The 16224-nt window shown below is 72.4% G+C and carries 13 protein-coding genes and 1 tRNA gene; 7 read left to right on the top strand and 7 right to left on the bottom strand.

What is annotated here, in order from left to right:
* Nucleotides 1-90 precede the first annotated feature (90 nt).
* Entirely contained in the window at nt 91-2115 is a 2025-nt protein-coding gene (locus tag ACIRRS_RS35745; RefSeq protein WP_402980312.1) for a M3 family metallopeptidase, read from the top strand.
* Here ACIRRS_RS35745 and ACIRRS_RS35750 read toward each other — a convergent pair whose 3' ends face one another.
* Nucleotides 2116-3609 carry a cellulase family glycosylhydrolase gene (locus ACIRRS_RS35750; protein ID WP_402980314.1) on the bottom strand — a complete coding sequence of 498 codons (1494 nt, stop codon included), beginning with the start codon at nt 3607-3609 and terminating at the stop codon, nt 2116-2118.
* Nucleotides 3610-3695: 86 nt separating this feature from the next.
* Complete coding sequence (locus ACIRRS_RS35755) at nt 3696-4325, bottom strand: TetR family transcriptional regulator (RefSeq protein ID WP_402980317.1); 630 nt, start codon at nt 4323-4325, stop codon at nt 3696-3698.
* Nucleotides 4326-4452: 127 nt separating this feature from the next.
* On the opposite strand from ACIRRS_RS35755, the gene ACIRRS_RS35760 reads away from it, so the two are divergent.
* Nucleotides 4453-5676: an acyl-CoA dehydrogenase family protein gene (locus ACIRRS_RS35760; protein WP_402980319.1), complete on the top strand. Its 1224-nt coding sequence runs from the start codon at nt 4453-4455 to the stop codon at nt 5674-5676.
* A 9-nt stretch (nt 5677-5685) separates the two neighbouring features.
* Here the strand turns inward: ACIRRS_RS35760 and ACIRRS_RS35765 are convergent, their stop codons facing one another.
* From ACIRRS_RS35765 to ACIRRS_RS35775, 3 genes are all read right to left on the bottom strand, one after another.
* Nucleotides 5686-6297: a phosphatase PAP2 family protein gene (locus tag ACIRRS_RS35765; protein ID WP_402980321.1), complete on the bottom strand. Its 612-nt coding sequence runs from the start codon at nt 6295-6297 to the stop codon at nt 5686-5688.
* 66 nt (nt 6298-6363) lie between these two features.
* Complete coding sequence (locus ACIRRS_RS35770) at nt 6364-7173, bottom strand: enoyl-CoA hydratase/isomerase family protein (RefSeq protein WP_402980323.1); 810 nt, start codon at nt 7171-7173, stop codon at nt 6364-6366.
* Between the two features lie 50 nt (nt 7174-7223).
* Nucleotides 7224-7919, bottom strand: a complete 696-nt coding sequence (locus tag ACIRRS_RS35775) for a TetR/AcrR family transcriptional regulator (RefSeq protein ID WP_402980325.1) — start codon at nt 7917-7919, stop codon at nt 7224-7226.
* A 170-nt stretch (nt 7920-8089) separates the two neighbouring features.
* On the opposite strand from ACIRRS_RS35775, the gene ACIRRS_RS35780 reads away from it, so the two are divergent.
* Nucleotides 8090-9658, top strand: a complete 1569-nt coding sequence (locus ACIRRS_RS35780; RefSeq protein WP_402980327.1) for an MFS transporter — start codon at nt 8090-8092, stop codon at nt 9656-9658.
* A gap of 79 nt (nt 9659-9737) precedes the next feature.
* On the opposite strand, the gene ACIRRS_RS35785 is transcribed toward ACIRRS_RS35780, so the two are convergent.
* A complete protein-coding gene (locus ACIRRS_RS35785) occupies nt 9738-10328 on the bottom strand; it encodes a GNAT family N-acetyltransferase (protein WP_402980329.1) in 591 nt (196 codons plus the stop codon).
* A 37-nt stretch (nt 10329-10365) separates the two neighbouring features.
* Here ACIRRS_RS35785 and ACIRRS_RS35790 point away from each other — a divergent pair, with 37 nt between their 5' ends.
* Nucleotides 10366-10977, top strand: a complete 612-nt coding sequence (locus ACIRRS_RS35790) for a TetR/AcrR family transcriptional regulator (RefSeq protein ID WP_402980331.1) — start codon at nt 10366-10368, stop codon at nt 10975-10977.
* A gap of 243 nt (nt 10978-11220) precedes the next feature.
* On the opposite strand, the gene ACIRRS_RS35795 is transcribed toward ACIRRS_RS35790, so the two are convergent.
* Nucleotides 11221-11296: transfer RNA gene (locus ACIRRS_RS35795), tRNA-Arg, on the bottom strand.
* Between the two features lie 618 nt (nt 11297-11914).
* On the opposite strand from ACIRRS_RS35795, the gene ACIRRS_RS35800 reads away from it, so the two are divergent.
* The 3 genes from ACIRRS_RS35800 (at nt 11915) to ettA (ending at nt 16208) form a co-directional block, all read left to right on the top strand.
* A complete protein-coding gene (locus tag ACIRRS_RS35800; protein ID WP_402980387.1) occupies nt 11915-12451 on the top strand; it encodes a single-stranded DNA-binding protein in 537 nt (178 codons plus the stop codon).
* Nucleotides 12452-12824: 373 nt separating this feature from the next.
* The gene (locus tag ACIRRS_RS35805; protein WP_402980333.1) at nt 12825-14234 is read left to right on the top strand and encodes a Cys-Gln thioester bond-forming surface protein; all 1410 of its coding nucleotides are present in this window, start codon (nt 12825-12827) and stop codon (nt 14232-14234) included.
* 309 nt (nt 14235-14543) lie between these two features.
* The gene (gene ettA, locus ACIRRS_RS35810) at nt 14544-16208 is read left to right on the top strand and encodes an energy-dependent translational throttle protein EttA (RefSeq protein WP_402980335.1); all 1665 of its coding nucleotides are present in this window, start codon (nt 14544-14546) and stop codon (nt 16206-16208) included.
* Nucleotides 16209-16224 lie beyond the last annotated feature (16 nt).

A 16224-nucleotide genomic window follows, 5' to 3' on the forward strand; every position in this document is an offset into this window, starting at 1 on the left:
GTCCGACAATCCCCTCCGGTGTCCCTCGCGTCCGACAATCCCCTTCAGGGTGGATGGGCAGGGTGCGGGACACGGCGTAGGGTCGGCGAAATGACCGAGAACCCGTTCTTCGAGGCCAGCACCCTGGTCTACGAACTGCCGCCCTTCGCCGAGATCCGTGAGGAGCACTACCTGCCCGCCTTCGAGCGGGGGATGGCCGAGCAGCTGGCCGAGATCGCCGCGATCGCCGGGGACGAGGCGGCGCCGAGTTTCGACAACACCCTGGTGGCGCTGGAGCGTTCCGGCGAGCTGCTGGGGAGGGTCCGCGTGGTGTTCGACAACCAGGCGGGCTCGGACGGCACCGAGGTGCTGGACGAGGTGGAGGCGAAGGTCAGCCCGCTGCTGGCCGCCCACCACGACGCGATCCACCTGGACCGGGCGCTGTTCGCCCGCATCGAGGAGCTGTACGGGCGCCGCGACGGACTCGGCCTGGACGGGGAGTCGCTGCGCCTGCTGGAGCGCCGGCACGCCGACTTCGTGCGCTCCGGCGCCCGCCTGGGCGAGGCTGAGCAGGCCCGGCTGCGCGAGCTGAACTCCGAACTCGCCGCGCTGGGCACGACGTTCCAGCAGAACGTGAACGCCGCGACCCGCGCCGCCGCGCTGGTGCTGGATTCCGCCGAGGAGCTGGCGGGCCTGTCCGAGGGCGCGATCGCCGCCGCCGCGGCCAACGCCGAGGTGCTCGGGCACCCCGGCAAGTACGTGCTGAGCCTGAAGAGCACCTCCTCGCAGCCCGAGCTGGCGCAGCTGCGCGACCGCTCGGTGCGCGAGCGGCTGATGGCGGCCTCGCTGGGCCGGGCCGCCGACACCAACGGCCCGCTGGCGATCCGGATGGCGGGGCTGCGCGCCGAGCGGGCCGCGCTGCTGGGGCACGCCAGCCACGCCGCGTACGTGGTGGCGGACGAGACGGCCGGGACGGTCGGCGCGGTGGACTCGCTGCTGCGCTCCCTGGTGGCGCCGGGCGTGGCCAACGCCCGCCGGGAGGCGGCGGAGCTGGCCGCCGCCGCGGCCGAGGACGGGATCACCGAGCTGGCCGCGCACGACTGGGCGTACTACTCGGAGAGGGTCCGCCAGACCTCGTACGAGGTGGACGAGGCGGCGCTGCGCCCGTACTTCGAGCTGGAGCGGGTGCTGCGCGACGGGGTGTTCTTCGCCGCGAACCTCGCCTACGGGGTGACGTTCACCGAGCGCCCGGACCTGACGGCGTACCACCCGCAGGCCCGGGTCTTCGAGGTGTTCGAGGAGGACGGCACGCCGCTGGGCCTGTTCATCGGGGACTTCCACGCCCGCGCCTCCAAGCGCGGCGGGGCGTGGATGGACTCGCTGGTCACGCAGTCGGCGCTGACCGGGCGCCGCCCGGTGGTGCTGAACAACCTCAACGTGCCGAGCCCGGCGCCCGGTGAGCCGGCGCTGCTGACCTGGTTCGAACTGCGCACGCTCTTCCACGAGTTCGGGCACGCGCTGCACGGGCTGTTCTCGGACGTGCGCTACCCGCAGTTCTCGGGCACCTCGGTGCCCCGGGACTTCGTCGAGTTCCCGTCCCAGGTCAACGAGATGTGGGCGGTGCGGCCGGAGGTGCTGGCCAACTACGCGCGCCACCACGAGACCGGGGAGCCGCTGCCGGCCGAGCTGGTCGCGAAGATGAAGGCCGCCGAGGGCTTCGGGCAGGGCTTCCGGACGGTGGAGTACCTGGCGGCGACGCTGCTGGACTGGGCCTGGCACACCGTGGCCGTGGGCGAGGAGATCGCCGACGCCGAGGAGTTCGAGGCCCGGGCGCTGGCCGAGGCCGGGCTGGCGGTGGCGGCGGTCCCGCCGCGCTACCGGTCGGCGTACTTCCAGCACGTCTTCTCCAGCGGGTACAGCGCGGCGTACTACGCGTACATCTGGTCGGAGGTGCTGGACGCCGACACGGTGCGGTGGTTCGACACCAACGGGCGGTCGGTGCGCGAGAGCGGCGAGCTGTTCCGGCGGGAGCTGCTGGCGCGCGGGTTCAGCCGGGACCCGCTGGAGTCCTTCCGCGCGGTGGTCGGCCGGGAGCCGGACACGGCGCCGCTGCTGGCGCGCCGGGGGCTCGCCTGATCAGGCGGTGAAGCCGGTGAAGCCGGTGACGGTGACCGTCACCGGGGTGCCGGGGCGGGCGTGCGGGAGCCTGATGCGTACGGTTCCCGCGCGCCCGGCCCCGGGCTGCTCGACCTCGACGCGGGCGCCGGCGGGGGTGACGTCGACGCGGGCGCCGTGGGGGAACGCGGTGGGCGGGAGCAGGAGTTCGCTCGTGTGGCCGGTGCCGTCGGCGCTCCAGCGGACGGTGCCGCCGGTGGTGCTCACGGCGGTGCTCACGCCGGTGCCGGCGACGGCCACCGGGTACGGGCCGAAGGCGGGTTCGTCGCCGGGGGCCGGGCGGCCGGCCGGGTCGAGGGCGCAGTACCCACCGGTGCCCCGGCACCAGTACCACATCGTCCAGCCCTCGGCGAAGCCCTGCGGGCCGTCCATGGCCGCGACCTGCCGGGCGACGAGCCGCCGGTTGCCGGGCGTACGGGAGTTCGGCGGGCCCCACTCGCCGACCAGGACGGGCAGGCGGTGGGCGGCGGGGTAGGCGGTGACGGCGGCGGCGTACCGCTCGACGAAGCCGTCGGACTGGTCCCAGTCGGCGCCGTTCTCCACGGCGGTGTCGTAGAAGTGCGGGGCGTAGCCGAGGCGGGGCGCGCCGGGGCGGGGGTCGGCGAAGCCGGGCAGGGCGGTGGGCACGCCCTGGCCGACGAGGACGGTCGGTTCGACGAACAGCCAGGCGCGGGTGTCGACCTGGCGGACGGCGGCGATGAGGCGGCGGTACATCCCGGCGAGGCGGCCCTGTTCGAGGGCGGCGGAGGCGGCGGCGAGGACGGCAGGGTCGCTCGGGTCCCCGGGGACGGGGCCGAAGGGCTCGTTGAACAGGTCGTAGCCCAACAGGGAGCGATGGCCGCGCAGTTCGCGGGCGAGGCGGGTGTAGAAGTCGGCCTGCCAGGCGCGCAGGTCGGGGTCGTCGTAGAGGTGGCGGAAGGCGGTCTGGACGGCGGGCTGGAAGTAGCCGGCGAACCAGTCGTCCGGGTTCGGGGTGAAGGGCAGGCCCTCGTCCCTGGTCGCCCAGGCGGGGACGCCGTTGGTGCCGCCGACGAACTTCGGCCCGTAGACGTCCTGGTGGAAGTCGATCAGGACGAGGAGGCCGGCCCGGTCGGCGGCGTCCAGGAGGTGGTGGAGGCGGGCGAGTTCGGCGGGGTCGAGACGGCCGCGCGAGGGTTCGAGGCGGGCCCAGGAGACGGGCAGCCGGACGAGGGTGAAGCCCTGGGCGGCGATGCCGGTGAGGTCGGCGCCGGTGGCCTCGGCGTACTTGTCGAGGTTGAAGCCGCGCAGTTGGAGCCGGCGGCCCCGGGCGTCGGTGAGGGCGGTGCGGCCGTCGGGGGCGGTGGCGGTGCCGGTGGGGAAGCGGCTCCCGCCCGTACGGTCGTGGGCATCGCCGGAGGACGCTGACGCGGGTGGGGTGGTCAGCGTGGCGGTGGCGGCGAGCAGCAGGGCGACGGCGGTGCGGCGCAGGCGCATGGGGGACCTCGCACGGCGGGGGACGGGGTGCCCGATGATGCCGCCGCCCGTGCGCGCCGCACAAGGGTCGTGCGCGGAGCGGGAGTTCAGCTCGAGGGCGGTTCGGCGGGCTCGGCGGCCGGCAGTGGGGCGGTGGGCAGGTCGGCGGCGGCGGCGAGGCGGCCCCAGAGGAGGTCGGCGAGGGCCTGGACCATGCGGGTGCGGGAGCAGGGCCTGGTCTCCAGCCACCAGTCGCCCGCCGCGAGGACCATGCCGGTGATGCCCCGGCCCCAGGCCTCGGCGAGGAGGTCGCGGTCGGCGCCGAGGTCGACCTGGTTCTGGACGGCCCGGGTGATCTCCTCGGCGATCTGCCGCAGGGCGGGGGCGAGGGCGTTGCCCGCGCCGGTCGGGTCGCCGGGCTCGGGGTGGGTGAGCAGCCGGTAGACCTGGGGGCGGGACTCGATGCCGGCGAGGTAGGTGTCGAGGACGTGCTCGACGCGGTCGCGGCGCTCCAGCGGCTCGGCGAGGGCGGCGCGGACGGCGGCGAGCAGGCCGCTGGTGTGGCGCTCGGTCAGGGCGCCGATGAGGCCGTTCCGGTCGCCGAAGTGGCGGTAGAGGATCGGCTTGGTGATGCCGGCCTCGGCGGCGATGGCGTTCATGCTGGCGCTGGGCCCGTCGCGCTGGATGACCCGGTCGGCGGCGTTGAGCAGCTGCTCGCGGCGGGGCTCTCGGGACATGTGCTGCTCCTCGGTCGTGGGTTCTGCGGGGGCGTTGACACCGGTTACCAATCAGTAGCAGACTCCCACGGTGTTACCCCAGGTAACACCCCGGTCCGTCGTACCAGTTTCCGCGGAGGCAGCCACCATGAGCAGCACGTTCTCGATGGACCCGGGCGCGGACCAGCTCGCCGTACGCGACTGGCTGCACGGCTTCGCCGCCGACGTGATCCGCCCGGCCGCCGCCGAGTGGGACGAGCGGGAGGAGACCCCCTGGCCGATCATCCAGGAGGCCGCCAAGCTGGGGATCTACTCGCTGGACTTCTACGCCCAGCAGTACTTCGACCCCTCCGGCGTGGGCATCCCGATCGCCATGGAGGAGCTGTTCTGGGGGGACGCGGGCATCGGCCTGGCCATCGTCGGCACCACGCTGGCCGCCGTCGCCGTGCTCGCCAACGGCACGGACGAGCAGATCGGCACGTGGACGCCGCAGATGTTCGGCACCCCGGACGACGTCAAGGTGGCCGCCTTCTGCTCCTCCGAGCCGGACGCCGGCTCCGACGTGGGCGCGCTGCGCACCCGGGCCGTCCACGACGAGGCCAAGGACGAGTGGGTGCTGAACGGCACCAAGACCTGGGCCACCAACGGCGGGATCGCCGCCGTGCACGTGGTGGTCGCCTCCGTGGACCCGGAGCTGGGCACGCGCGGGCACGCCTCCTTCGTCGTCCCGCCGGGCACCCCGGGGCTGAGCCAGGGCCAGAAGTTCAAGAAGCACGGCATCCGCGCCTCGCACACCGCCGAGGTGGTGCTGGACGGCGTCCGGGTGCCCGGCAGCTGCCTGCTGGGCGGCAAGGAGAAGCTGGACGAGCGGCTGGCCCGGGCCCGCGAGGGCGTCCGCCGCAGCGGCCGGGGCAACGCGGCGATGGCCACCTTCGAGGCCTCCCGCCCGGCCGTCGGCGCGCAGGCGATCGGCATCGCCCGGGCCGCGTACGAGGTCGCGCTGGACTACGCGAGGACCCGGGAGCAGTTCGGCCGCCCGATCATCGACAACCAGGGCGTGGCCTTCCAGCTCGCCGACATGAGGACCAGGATCGACGCCGCCCGGCTGCTGGTGTGGAGGGCCTCCTGGATGGCGGTGAACAACCGGCCGTTCGAGGCGGCCGAGGGCTCGATGTCCAAGCTGTACGCGGGGGAGACGGCCAAGTTCGTCACCGCGCAGGCGATGCAGATCCTCGGCGGCAACGGCTTCACCCGGGAGTACCCGGTGGAGCGGATGCACCGGGACAGCGCGATCTACTCGATCTTCGAGGGGACGAGCGAGATCCAGCGGCTGGTCATCGCCCGGGCGATCTCGGGGATGCCGATCCGCTGAGCCCGGGGGTCAGCGCGCCAGCCAGAAGGTGAGGCCGGCGGTGAGGCCGCCCACGATCGCGCCGACGATGGTCTGGGCGAGGGTGTGGTCCCGCAGCACCACGCGGGACCAGCCGATCAGGGCGACGCCCGGGGCGAGCAGCAGCCACAGCGGGCCCAGCGCGATGCCCAGGCAGACCACCGCGCCGGCGGCCACCGCCGTGTGGATGGAGACCTTCCACCACACGGTGATCACCAGGATCGGGACCAGCGAGGCGAACATCGAGGCCACCATCGCCGTGAGGTCGCGCGGGGCGCCGGCCCAGACCATCACGGCGAAGCTGAACGCGACCGAGCCCATGATGAACGGGATGACGGTGAGCCGCCTCTGGCGGTGGCCGACGTGGCGGTCCTCCAGGGTGCCCTTGCGGATGCCGCGCTGGATGAACAGCGTCGGGACGACGGCCGCGAACAGCGCGGCGAACGCGGCCCAGGCCACGCCCGTCCAGCCGTAGCGGACGGCGCCCATCAGCAGGCAGACCGCGATGATCACGTTCTTCGGCTCGACGCCGTCGGTGACGCGGCGGGCCCAGAGCGTCCGGCTGGTGGGGGCGGTCGTGGCCTCGGTGGCCTCGGTCGTCATCGGGGGTGCTCCAGGCGGGTCCGGATCGTGTGTGTCCGATGATCCTATGGGCGGATCGGCGGCCCTTCAGAACCGGGGCGCCCGGCCCTCCAGGAAGGCCGCCAGGCCCTCCCGTACGTCCCCGTCCTCGCGGGAGCGGCGCTCCCAGGGGGCCAGCGCCCCGGCCGCGTGCTCCGGGGCGACGGCCAGGGCGGCCTTCACCGCGCCGATGGTCTGCGCCGAACGGGTGGTCAGCACCCGGGCGAAGTCCAGTGCGGCGGCGTCCAGTTCGACGGCCGGCAGGACGCGTTCGGCCAGGCCCAGCGCCATCGCGTCCCGGCCGGGCACCAACTCGCCGGAGAACAGCAGGTACTTGGCGCGGGCCGGGCCGACCAGCCGGGACAGCCGCAGGGTCGGCACCGCCGGGTAGACCACGCCCAGCTTGGCCGGGGTGATGCCCAGACGGGCGTTCTCGGCGACGAAGCGCAGGTCGCAGGCGACGGCCAGCTGGCAGCCGCCGCCCACGCAGGCGCCGTGCACCACGGCGAGCGTCGGGTGCGGGAAGGCCGCGAGGGCCTCCTCGGCGGCCACGTTGACGGCGTGGTACGCGTCCGCGCGCTCCGGATCGCCGTACACCTCGGAGAGTTCGGCGATGTCCGCGCCCGCGCTGAAGGTGGCGCCCGCGCCGGTCAGCAGCAGGGCGCGCACGCCCTCCTGGCCGGCGAGCTGCTCCAGCACCTCGGGCAGGGCCTGCCAGATCGCGAGCGTCACCGCGTTGCGGCGGTGCGGGCGGTCGAACTCCAGGACGGCGACGCCGTCCTGGCCGACGTACGCGTTCAGGCCCTCGGCCTGGGCGGGCAGGGCGGTGCGGTGCCGTACGAGCAGGGGCTGGTCCATGCGCCCACTCTTCCAGACAGGGGGCTCAGGAGGTCTCGGGCGGGGAGGCCTCAGGCGGGGGAGGTGCAGTAGTCGCCGAGCCCCCGCTCGAGGAGGGCGAAGGCGCGCTCGGCGTCCGCGAGCGCGGTGGGCAGGGCGTCGGCGGCGCGCTCGCCGGCCAGCATCCGGCGGTGGTTGCCGGTGATCAGCGCGACCCGGACGGCCAGGGCCTGGGCGGTGGCGACCCGGGCGGTCAGCTCGTCGTGCTCCGGGTCCTGGGCGAGGAGTTCGGCGGCGAGGGCGGCGGAGGCGACCCGGTCGAAGCCGTGGGTGGCGCGGGCGGTCAGGGCCGGGGTCCGGTGGATCAGCCGGACGACGTCCAGCACGATCGCGTCGTCGTTCAGGCCGGCCGAGGGGTCGAAGCCCCGCATCGCGTCGAGGAACTGCCCGCGCAGCGCCGCCACGGCCGAGGTGCCCGGGGCGCGGTCGCGCACCGCCCGGGCGGGCTCGTCGAGGTGCTTCTCCATCGGGGTCATGACCAGGTCTTCCTTGGTGGAGAAGTAGTTGAAGACGGTCATCTTGGAGACGTCGGAGGCGGCGGCGATCTGCGCCACGGAGACGTGGTCGAAGCCGTGCTCGGTGAACAGCGCCACGGCCGTGCGGAAGATCCGTATCCCGGTCTGGAGCTTCTTGCGCTCGCGCAGCGGCAGCGCGTCCAGGTCGGGGTCGGCGGTCGGGTCGTAGTCCTGTCCGGGTCGCATCGACATGGGTGGACTGTACCAGGATCAAATGTTGACCGGGCAGAAAGATTGTCTGGGCCGAAAAATTGGTCGGGATGAAGAGTTGACCGGGTACAAAAACGCTGCCATCGTGAGGGACGTGCCGCCGAGCCGCTCCGGCCCGGCCCGAACTCCACAGACCCTGGGGGGACTTGACCATGGCCGCCGCCGTACCGACACCACCCGACACCGACCTGATGACGCCCCGCCAGCGCGGGGTGGCCATGTTCCTCTGCCTGGTCACGATCGTGCTGGCCGTGCTCGACATGAACATCGTGTCGGCGGCCTCCGTGCCGATCGTCCGCGACCTCGACCCCGTCCACGGCGTCGACCGGCTGCCCTGGCTGATCAGCGCCTTCGCCCTCGCCGCCACCGCGCTGCTGCCGCTCTACGGCAAACTCTGCGACTCCTACGGCGCCAAGAGGGTCCTGCTCGGGGCGGTCGCCGTCTTCACGCTCGGCTCCGCGCTGTGCGGGGCGGCGCAGTCGATGACCGAGCTGATCGCCTTCCGCGCCCTCCAGGGCATCGGCGGCGGCGGGCTGATGAGCGTCACCATGGTCGTCATCGCCCAGCTCAAGGGGCCGGATGAGGGCCCCGGTGCCAAGGGAAGCGCCAAGGGAAGCGCCAAGGGCAGCGCCATGGGCGGCATCGTCGCGGGTCTGGGCATGTCGATCGGCCCGCTGGCCGGGGCGCTGCTCACCGAGCACGTCAGCTGGCGCTGGATCTTCTACGTCAACCTGCCGCTCTGCCTCGTGGTGCTGGTCGGCGTCGCACTGGCGATCCGGCTGCCCAAGGCGGCGGGGCGCGGCGGCCTGGACTTCCTCGGCTCCGCCCTGGCCGCGGCCTTCGCCGTCGGACTGCTGCTGGTGACGGAGTGGGGCGGCAAGGACTACGCCTGGGGCTCCCCGACGATCCTCGGGCTCGGCGCCGCCACGCTGGCCGCGCTCGGCCTCTTCCTGTGGCGCCAGGCCGTGGCCGCCGCGCCGGTGCTGCCGCTGTCGCTGTTCCGCATCCCGACGGTGCGGCTGGGCTTCGCGATCCAGGGCCTGACCGGGATGGGCATGATCGGCGCGATCGTCCAGGTGATGCTCTACCTGCAGATCGGCCGGGGCGTCGCCCCGACCACGGCCAGCCTCTACCTGATCCCGATGGCGCTCGGCATGACGGTCTCGGGCCTCGGGGTCGGCAAGCTGCTCGCCCGGGGCCACTCGGTGTCGACCTTCCTGCTGGCCGGCGCGGGCTGCTCGGCGGTGGCGCTGCAGCTGCTCGGGCTGAGCGGTCCGGACACCCCGCTGTGGACGCTGATGGCCGAACTCGCCCTGCTGGGAGCCGGGTTGGGGCAGCTGATCGGCCAGCTGATCGCGGTGGTGCAGCAGGCGGCCCCGCAGCGGCAGCTCGGGGTGGCGACCACGGGCATCCGGTTCTTCCAGAACCTCGGCAACGCGCTGGGCGCCTCGGTGTTCGGCACCCTGCTCTCCCGGGTCTACGAGGACGGCGAGCCGCGGCTCCCGGTGGGCGCGGTGAGCTCGCTCACCGGGGCGGCGCGGGACCACGCGGTGCGCAGCTTCACCGACGCGGTGGACGTGGTCTTCCTGGCGGGCGGCGGCGTGATGGTGCTGGTGACGCTGCTGGTGTGGCGGCTGCGGGTGGTGGCCGGCGCGAACCTGGACGGGGGCGGGGCGCGGGAGGCCGCCGCCACCGAGGAGCGGGTGGCGGTCGCGGCCTGAACGCCTGGGCCGGGGGCGGGCGGGGCTCGGTGGGACACGGGGGTGTCCGCCGGGCCCCGCCGCCTCGGTGCGGGAGGGCTCAGCCCCGGACGGCCGGCCACTCGGGCGCCAGCATCGACCAGACCTCCTTGTCGTGGCGGACGCCGTTGTGCGGGAACCACTCGCGCAGGACGCCGTCGAGCTTCATGCCGACGCGCTGGGCGACGGCGCCGCTGCGGGCGTTGACCGTGGAGCAGAGCCACTCGGCGCGGTGCAGGCCGCGGGTGACGAGGGCGTAGTCGAGCAGCAGGCGGACGCCCGCGGTGATCAGCCCGTGGCCCTCGCCGGCCGGCTCCGTCCAGGCGCCGATCTCGCAGTTGCCGGACGTGGTGCTGAAGGACACGTACATCACGCCGCCGACGAGGACGCCGTCCAGCCAGATGCCGTAGATCCGGCCGGTGTCGGAGGCCTGGCGGTCCGCGTAGCCCTGGAGGGTGGCGCGGGCGGATTCCAGGTCGGTGGAGCGGGAGGCCCAGGGGATCCACGGGTCGGTGTGGGCGCGGGCGCGGTCCATGTGCTCGAGGAACTCGGGGGCCTGCCAGGGCTCCAGGGGGCGCAGCTCGGCGTTCTCGGTGAGACGGACGGTGAACACGGGCAGGGCCTTTCCGGTGGTGCGGAGTGGTGGTCGCATCATTCATAACAAACGTTTGGTATGTACGATAGCCCCCATGACACCGGCCCGTGGAGACCATGACGCCCGCCGCTCGGAGGTCTCCGAGGGGGTGTGGAGGGTCCTCTCCACCCGGGGCTTCGAGGGGCTGACGCTGCGCGCGGTGGCCGCCGAACTGGGCGCCTCCACCGGACTGCTGACGCACTACTTCCCCAACAAGAAGGCGCTGCTGAGTCACGCGCTGGACGAGTTGGACCGGCGCTCGGGCGCGCGCCCCCGGCGTACGGCGCCCGCGGACGGCAGCCCGCCCCCGCCCGCCGGGCTGGCCCGGCTGCGGGCCGCGCTGCTGGACGTGCTGCCGCTGGACGAGGCGGCCAGGGCCGGCAACCGGATCTGGGTCGGCTCCTGGGACGTCGCGCTGGCGGACCCGGACCTCGCCGCCGCCCACGCGGGCCGCTACGGGCGCTCGCGGGAGGCCATCACCGTGCACCTGGCGGAGGCGCTGCGGCTGGGCGAGCTGCCGGAGGAGGCCGATCCGTCGGAACTCGCGGCGGCGGCGCAGGCCTTCGTCCTCGGGCTGGTGGTGCAGGCGCTGTTCGCGCCCGGGGAGTTCCCGGCCGAGCGGCAGGTCGCGCTGGTCGACGGCTTTCTCGCGGGGATCGCGGGCTAGGCGCCGGAGAAGGGCGCCGGAGAACGGCGTCGGAGAACGGCGTCGGAGAGGGTGTCCGGAAGGGCGCCGGATTCGCGCGGAATTCCGGACATTCGACGATGCGACCGTATTCGCGACGGTCATGACACGTACCGTCACGGTGCGAATGCGGGGCGTGCGGGCGTGGGCTGCGGGGATAACCCGGAGAATCGAAACGACTACGCATGGTCGCGACCGGTATCCGCGGCCCGGGGAATTGAAGGGTGGCGCCCCCAGCAGGATTCGAACCTGCGACCTACCGCTTAGAAGGCGGGTGCTCTATCCGCTGAGCTATGGGGGCGTGACCGTGGCCGGGATCGGGCGACGAGCGCCGGGGCGCGCGTGTCCGGCCCCGTACAGGGGGTGGGGGAGGGGGTCGATGGACCCTCGCCCTGTCGGGGACAGGATAAGGGTGCCCGGTTGCCGGGTCGCGATCGACAGCACCGCCGTTGGTGTGTCGGTTCGGTGGAGCGGTCCGATAATCGCAGGTGAACGCCGTGTGTGCAGCGGTCTGGGAGTGTTCCGAGCCGGACGTTGTGCAGTCGTTACGGGGCTGCCGCCCCACCCGTTATGGATTCGGCACGGAGAATGTCCCGCTCTCGGCGCGGGTGGGGGGCCGCATTCGGGTTGTCGTGGTCGATTGACGTGCACGGACGCTTCGCGGCGGGCCTTCCGCCGCCGGTCACCCGGCTCCCGGGCGGGTTGATTTTTGTCATGGCCGCGAGGAGTTTTCCGGAGGAAGTCACGCCGGAAGGCCGAAATTCACCCCTGAGAGTGAGTCAGATTTTCCCGGGGGGACGGTTATCCACAGATTTCAGAACTCGGTGGCCGTGATTTCCCCGCGCGTGCACTCTCAAGTCCCGCACCGATCGATTCCGTACGGTGCATCGGCGAGAACGGAGGGTGTGTCGTGAACGAGATGCAGGTGACGGTCCTCGGCAATGTCGCGACCGAGGTCAGCTACGGCGAAACCGGGGGCGGTGTGCCGATGGCGAACTTCCGCCTCGGCTGCACCGAGCGCAGGTACGACCGGCAGCGCGAGGCGTGGGTGGACGGGGACACGCACTGGCTGACGGTGACGGCCTGGCGGGCGCTGGCGGTGAACCTCATCGGCTCGCTCTCCAAGGGCGATCCGGTGCTCGTCAGCGGCCGGCTGAAGGTCCGGGAGTGGGGCGAGGGCGAGGCGCGGCGGACGAGGGTGGAGATCGACGCCCGGTCGGTCGGGCACGACCTGACGCGCGGGACGTCCGCCTTCCGCCGGGCGACGGGCGTGCGCGGGCAGCCGCCGGGCGCGGGCGGGTGCTCCGGGGAGCCGGGCGCCCCGGCGGCGGAGGTGGAGGCCGAGGTGGTGCCGGAGTGGATCGTCCAGGCCATCAGGTCCCGCCCCGGGCAGCGGGGGGAGGTGTCCGAGGGGGTGCCGGCGGGTGGCGCGGCGGTGGCGCCGACAGGGCCGTGAGCCGACGGAAGGGGTGAAGGTGCGATGGCCTTCCCTGTCGACAAATATGTTGATCGAGAAGGCCATTGCGCCGCCCGTACATTCCCCGCCCCCCACCGGAAAGTGTCCCCGGAATCGGACGGACTGTCAGCTTGTGTGGGACCTGAGGGGATTGATAACGATCCAGATACGGATTCGTCCTGATTTCGCATGGGGGTTTCGGGACTCCAGGAGGTTAATAGGATTCGTCTGGTTTCACACCTCGCAACGGCGCCACAGGGGGCGCGTGCGGCACGAAAGTCGGCGGGCTGCCCATCCAGAGGCCAGGCCCGCTCCGGAGGGAATCCTGATGGTCCAGAAGCAGGGGCGGAACCTGTCCCGCGTAGCCACTGTCATGCTCACGTCCAGCCTTGCGCTGGGCGGCGGCCTGTTCGCGACCGGTACGGCGGTCGCGGCCGACAACCCGGGTTCGGGCGTCACCGCGGTGGTGCAGCCCGGTCTGTTCGGCGAGCGGGTCGACGTCAAGGGCAAGGACAGCGTCGACGCGGGCCTGTTCACCCTCAAGACCGCTTCGGGCGAGCTGCTCCAGACCTACTGCATCGACTTCGACAACCCGGTCTACCTGGACAGCAAGGCCAAGTACCACGAGGCCGACTGGTCCGCCAGCTCCCTCAACAGCAACGCCAACGCCCCCAAGATCCGCTGGATCCTGGAGAACTCCTACCCGCAGGCCTCGATCGGCGCGCTGCGCACGGCCATCGGCGACAACGAGCTCTCGGAGAAGGACGCCGCCGCCGGCACCCAGGCCGCGATCTGGAAGTTCTCCGACAACAAGGACGCCACCCCGCGCAACGAGCACGCCAAGAAGCTGCGCGACTACCTGACCGGTGAGAAGAACAAGGGCGTCGCGGCCGAGCCGAAGCCCTCGCTGACCCTCACCCCGGACTCCGTCTCCGGCAAGTCCGGCAGCAAGCTCGGCCCGTTCGTGCTGAACACCAGCGCCACCGAGGTCAAGCTGGCCGTGGCCGGCGACGCCGCCGACAAGATCAAGCTGCTCGACAAGGACGGCAAGCAGCTCAACGGCGCGCTGACCGGCCCGATCGCCAAGGACACCCAGCTGTTCCTGGACGTCCCGGGCGGCACCCCGGACGGCAAGGCCACCCTCAACGCCACCGCCGACACCACCGTGCTCAGCGGCCGGGTCTTCATGAGCGGCCTGGACGACCGGGGCAACCACAGCCAGACCATGATCCTGGCGGGCTCCAAGAAGCTCGGCGTCGCGGCCGCGGGCCAGGTCACCTGGAAGCAGGGGCAGGGCGCGATCGTCGACAGCTCCGCCAAGGAGGAGTGCGCGAGCGGCGGCGTGAAGGTCACCGTCACCAACACCGGTGACCAGCCGGCCGACGTGACCGTGCAGCCGGGCCAGAAGGTCACCGTGCAGCCGGGCAAGACCGAGACCGTGCTGGTCAAGGTCGCCGAGAAGACCGCCTACGACATCACCGTGACGGGCCCGAACGGCTACTCCAAGAAGTTCAGCGGTGTCCTGGACTGCAAGACCGGCGTGACCCCGACCGGTACGCCGACCACCCCGGCCGCCTCCGTCACGCCGACCTCCGGCCCGTCCACCCCGGGTGCCGCGGCCCCGAGCAGCGCCGCCCCGGGCACCGGTGGCGGTCTGGCCCAGACCGGTGGCAATGACTCCACCCCGATCCTCGCCGCCGTCGCCGGTGGCCTGGTCGTGGCCGGTGGCGCCGCGGTCTTCGTCCTGCGCCGCCGTGGCCGCCACGGGCGCACCACCGCCTGAGGCGACTCCTGAGCGCCGCCCCTGAGGGGCGGGCGATCACGACGGCCCGGCCCCCCGCACACGCTGCGGGGGGCCGGGCCGTTCGTCGTGGGGGAGGGGGAGAGCGGGCACGGGGCAGGTGCCGGGGGAGCGGCCGTTCCGGCGGCGGAGAAGGCGGAGAAGGGGCCGGGGGCCGGGTGAGGGCGCGGGCGGAGGCGGTCCGGGGAGGGGGTGGCCGGGAGTGGGCGGGCGGTTCGGGGTGTGCGGGCGGGTGCGGCACAATGGAAGGCTGCAAGCCGAATACTCCCGACGACGCCGGAGCGATCTCACGTGGCGGAATACATCTACACGATGCGCAAGGTGCGCAAGGCTCACGGAGACAAGGTCATCCTTGACGACGTGACGCTCAGCTTCCTCCCCGGGGCGAAGATCGGCGTCGTGGGCCCCAACGGTGCCGGTAAGTCCACCGTGCTCAAGATGATGGCCGGCCTGGAGCACCCCTCCAACGGCGACGCCTTCCTCTCGCCCGGCTTCACCGTCGGCATGCTGCTCCAGGAGCCGCCGCTCGACGAGTCGAAGACCGTCCTGGAGAACGTGCAGGACGGCGTCAAGGAGATCAAGGGGAAGCTCGACCGCTTCAACGAGATCGCCGAGCTGATGGCGACCGACTACTCGGACGCCCTCCTCGAGGAGATGGGCAAGCTCCAGGAGGAGCTGGACCACGCCGAGGCCTGGGACCTGGACGCCCAGCTGGAGCAGGCCATGGACGCCCTGGGCTGCCCGCCCGGCGACTGGGCGGTCACCAAGCTCTCCGGTGGCGAGAAGCGCCGCGTCGCGCTCTGCAAGCTGCTGCTCGAGGCCCCCGACCTGCTGCTCCTCGACGAGCCCACCAACCACCTCGACGCCGAGTCGGTGAACTGGCTGGAGCAGCACCTGGCCAAGTACAAGGGCACCGTCGTGGCCGTCACCCACGACCGGTACTTCCTGGACAACGTGGCCGGCTGGATCCTGGAGCTCGACCGCGGCCGCGCCATCGGCTACGAGGGCAACTACTCCACCTACCTGGAGAGCAAGCAGTCCCGCCTCAAGGTCGAGGGGCAGAAGGACGCCAAGCGCGCCAAGCGCCTCAGGGAAGAGCTGGAGTGGGTCCGCTCCAACGCCAAGGGCCGCCAGGCCAAGTCCAAGGCCCGCCTCGCCCGTTACGAGGAGATGGCGGCCGAGGCCGACAAGATGCGGAAGCTGGACTTCGAGGAGATCCAGATCCCGCCGGGCCCGCGCCTGGGCAGCGTCGTCATCGAGGTCGAGAACCTCAACAAGGCCTTCGGCGAGAAGGTCCTGATCGACGACCTCAGCTTCACCCTGCCGCGCAACGGCATCGTCGGCATCATCGGCCCGAACGGCGCCGGCAAGACCACGCTGTTCAAGATGCTGCAGGACCTGGAGACCCCGGACTCCGGCATGGTCAAGGTCGGCGAGACCGTCAAGATCAGCTACGTCGACCAGAGCCGCGCCAACATCGACCCGAAGAAGACCCTCTGGGAGGTCGTGTCCGACGGTCTGGACTGGATCAACGTCGGCCAGGTCGAGATGCCGTCCCGCGCCTACGTCTCGGCGTTCGGCTTCAAGGGCCCGGACCAGCAGAAGCCGGCCGGCGTGCTCTCCGGCGGTGAGCGCAACCGCCTGAACCTGGCGCTCACCCTCAAGCAGGGCGGCAACCTGCTGCTCCTCGACGAGCCCACCAACGACCTCGACGTCGAGACGCTCTCCTCGCTGGAGAACGCCCTGCTGGAGTTCCCCGGCTGCGCCGTGGTCATCTCCCACGACCGCTGGTTCCTCGACCGGGTGGCGACCCACATCCTCGCCTACGAGGGCGACAGCAAGTGGTTCTGGTTCGAGGGCAACTTCGAGTCGTACGAGAAGAACAAGATCGAGCGGCTCGGCGCCGACGCCGCCCGCCCGCACCGGGCCACGTACAAGAAGCTGACCCGAGGCTGACATCCCACTGTCATCA

The organism is Kitasatospora sp. NPDC101183, from assembly GCF_044767945.1.
Lineage (GTDB): Bacteria > Actinomycetota > Actinomycetes > Streptomycetales > Streptomycetaceae > Kitasatospora.

Coding starts and splice junctions, on each gene's coding strand:
- ACIRRS_RS35755 (WP_402980317.1), bottom strand. CDS start 4,325: ATGTCCCGAGAGCCCCGCCGCGAGCAGCTGCTCAACGCCGCCGACCGG.
- ACIRRS_RS35780 (WP_402980327.1), top strand. CDS start 8,090: ATGGCCGCCGCCGTACCGACACCACCCGACACCGACCTGATGACGCCC.
- ACIRRS_RS35760 (WP_402980319.1), top strand. CDS start 4,453: ATGAGCAGCACGTTCTCGATGGACCCGGGCGCGGACCAGCTCGCCGTA.
- ACIRRS_RS35785 (WP_402980329.1), bottom strand. CDS start 10,328: ATGCGACCACCACTCCGCACCACCGGAAAGGCCCTGCCCGTGTTCACC.
- ACIRRS_RS35790 (WP_402980331.1), top strand. CDS start 10,366: ATGACACCGGCCCGTGGAGACCATGACGCCCGCCGCTCGGAGGTCTCC.
- ACIRRS_RS35805 (WP_402980333.1), top strand. CDS start 12,825: ATGCTCACGTCCAGCCTTGCGCTGGGCGGCGGCCTGTTCGCGACCGGT.
- ACIRRS_RS35745 (WP_402980312.1), top strand. CDS start 91: ATGACCGAGAACCCGTTCTTCGAGGCCAGCACCCTGGTCTACGAACTG.
- ACIRRS_RS35775 (WP_402980325.1), bottom strand. CDS start 7,919: ATGTCGATGCGACCCGGACAGGACTACGACCCGACCGCCGACCCCGAC.
- ACIRRS_RS35800 (WP_402980387.1), top strand. CDS start 11,915: ATGCAGGTGACGGTCCTCGGCAATGTCGCGACCGAGGTCAGCTACGGC.
- ACIRRS_RS35770 (WP_402980323.1), bottom strand. CDS start 7,173: ATGGACCAGCCCCTGCTCGTACGGCACCGCACCGCCCTGCCCGCCCAG.
- ACIRRS_RS35765 (WP_402980321.1), bottom strand. CDS start 6,297: ATGACGACCGAGGCCACCGAGGCCACGACCGCCCCCACCAGCCGGACG.
- ACIRRS_RS35750 (WP_402980314.1), bottom strand. CDS start 3,609: ATGCGCCTGCGCCGCACCGCCGTCGCCCTGCTGCTCGCCGCCACCGCC.